Here is a 2,327-nt window from a genome sequence, read left to right as displayed (position 1 = left end):
TACAACTTTGCCAAACAACTCAAAGCCTTGAAGTTCAAAACACCCTATGAAGCAATTCAGGAACTCTGGAAATCAAAGCCAGAAGCCTTTATCGTCAAACCGCACCATCACATGCTGGGACCAAACACCTAGAGCGCATCCCGAAAAGTGTGCAACGGTTTTCGGGATGCGCGTTAAAAAAACGGTTAGAGCGCCGATCTGTTTCAATCCGATCGAAACGCGCTCTAAATGTTCCAAATAAAAAGGGAGCCCGTCGGGCTCCCTTTTTATTACATCCTGCGCAGAGCTGGCGGTGCAAGCGTCAGAAGCCCGGCCAGCGTCATGGCAAAGCCGACCCATAGCGGTGCATGCAAGCCATAGCCTGCCTCCATTGCCTGTCCGCCAACCCACGGCCCAAGCCCGAGACCGATATTGATGACCGATGCGTGCATGGCGTTCACCAGCGCGCCCGGATGCGCGATCCGCATCACCCTCGCGATAAAGGCAGGATTAAGCGCAATGCCCGTCAGGCCGATCATCACGATGGCAAGGATTGCAGCCGGTTTCAACTCGGCGAAAAGCGCGAAAATCAGCATGGCCGACAGCATCAGCACGAGGCCGATGGCGATTGTGGGGATCGTGTGACGGTCGGCAAAGCGGCCAGTGACATAGTTGCCGACGATATTGGCGCCGCCATAGACTGCAAGCAACAATGGCACCTGCATCGCGGAGAAGCCGGCAAGCTGCACCGTAATCGGCGACAGATAGCTGTAGACGGCGAAGGACGAGCCGATGACCAGCGCGCTGGTGGCATAGGCGGCCCAGAGTTTCGGCTTGCGCATCTCCTTCAGTTCAGAGCGCAGATCGGCCTGCGGCGTATCGGGCGACGACTCGATCTTGATTGCGATGACAAGAGCGCAAACCAGAATCAGGACTACAATAGCCCAGAAGCTGGCCCGCCAGCCGAACGCATTGGTGACCGCGGTCGCGATGGGCACGCCGAAGACCGTGCAGAGCATGAGGCCGGCAAAGACCAGCGATGAAGCCCGTCCGCGTAGTTCCGGTCCGACGAGTTGTGCCGTGATGGCAAGCATCAGCCCGAAGCTCGTTGCCGCCGCCATGCCGGTCAGAACACGGGCGATCAGCAGAATTTGGAAGCTGCTTGTGGATGCCGCCACGCTTTGCGCCGCCGCATAAAATACAAGCAGAATCAGAAGCCCCCGCTTGTTCTCGATCTTCAACGCCAGAAACAGGATCGTGACCAGCGGTCCTCCGATCATCATGCCAAGCGCATAGAGCGAAATCAGATTGCCTATATCAGCAATGGAACGGTCGAATGCCACCTGAAGCGACGGCAGCATGCCCGAGATCATGAGTTCGGAAGTCGTGAGCGCGAACACGCCTAAGCTGAGGCAATAGACAACCAGCGGGATCGCTCGCGCCTTTTGCGAAGACGCAGAAACCTCTTCCGCCGCAAGGGCGGATTCGCACGTATCGTTCATGGGACGAATCCTAATTATATAGTGTATACTACATAATTAATATCGCCTTGCCCGAAAGGGTCAAGAGAATTATATAAGGATGATTACAGAAAGGGAGAAAAATGGTTCCACGCGGACGCCCGCGCAGCTTTGACCGCGACGCAGCGCTGGACAAGGTGATGAAGGTTTTCTGGGCCAAAGGCTATGAGTGCGCCCAGATCAACGACTTCACGACCGCCATCGGCATTACGCCGCCAAGCTTCTATGCCGCCTTCGGCAATAAGGAGCAGGCGTTTCGTGAAGCCGTCGACTATTACCGTCGTACCATCGGCGCCGCTCCTTTCGACGCACTGGAAAACGCGACCACCATTCAGGAGGGCATGCGCCGCTGGCTGGAACTGGGCGCGGACAGTGCTTTCGCCTGCCCGGCGGGCGGTTGCATGATCAGTGTGAGCTCGATCCAGTGCAAACCGGAAAATGTGCCTGTGAAGGAATTTCTCCAGGCTATCCGCCGCGCAAATCATGACCGGCTTTCCAAGCGCCTCCAGCAAGCGGTAGCGGCAGGCGACCTGCCTGCCGATGCCGATATTGCGCAGATGACCGAATTTTATCACATGATCCAGCAGAGCATTTCTTTTGAAGCCCGTGACGGCAATTCGCGCGCCGCGGTGCAAAAAATCATCGATATGGCGATGATGGCTCTGCCCGCAAGGACGCGGCAGGCCGCTGAATAGCTTCATTAGGGTCCAGACTCAATTGATCCACCATGTGACGATGGCGGCGATGTAGCAGGTTGCTGCGAAGTTAATCATGAGCTTGTCATATCGTGTCGCGACACGCCTCCAGTCCTTGAGGCGGCAGAAGGTG

2 protein-coding genes and 2 pseudogenes are annotated in these 2,327 nt (G+C 56.6%); 2 read left to right on the top strand and 2 right to left on the bottom strand.

Annotated features, from left to right (window positions below; translation table 11 throughout):
• A pseudogene (locus F9K91_RS25380) lies at positions 1-132 on the top strand (IS481 family transposase); the annotation flags it as partial.
• A gap of 137 nt (positions 133-269) precedes the next feature.
• Here F9K91_RS25380 and F9K91_RS25375 read toward each other — a convergent pair.
• Positions 270-1,481, bottom strand: coding sequence for an MFS transporter (locus tag F9K91_RS25375; protein WP_151555257.1), 1,212 nt, complete (start codon positions 1,479-1,481; stop codon positions 270-272).
• Positions 1,482-1,582: 101 nt separating this feature from the next.
• Between F9K91_RS25375 and F9K91_RS25370 the strand changes: the two genes are divergently transcribed.
• Entirely contained in the window at positions 1,583-2,194 is a 612-nt protein-coding gene (locus F9K91_RS25370) for a TetR/AcrR family transcriptional regulator (RefSeq protein ID WP_151679057.1), read from the top strand.
• A gap of 18 nt (positions 2,195-2,212) precedes the next feature.
• Here F9K91_RS25370 and F9K91_RS25365 read toward each other — a convergent pair.
• Positions 2,213-2,327 (bottom strand): annotated as a pseudogene (locus F9K91_RS25365) (IS5/IS1182 family transposase); the annotation flags it as partial.

The sequence above is a fragment of the Brucella tritici genome (assembly GCF_008932295.1).
Lineage (GTDB): Bacteria > Pseudomonadota > Alphaproteobacteria > Rhizobiales > Rhizobiaceae > Brucella > Brucella tritici.
This window is presented reverse-complemented; position numbering and strand designations above follow the sequence as displayed.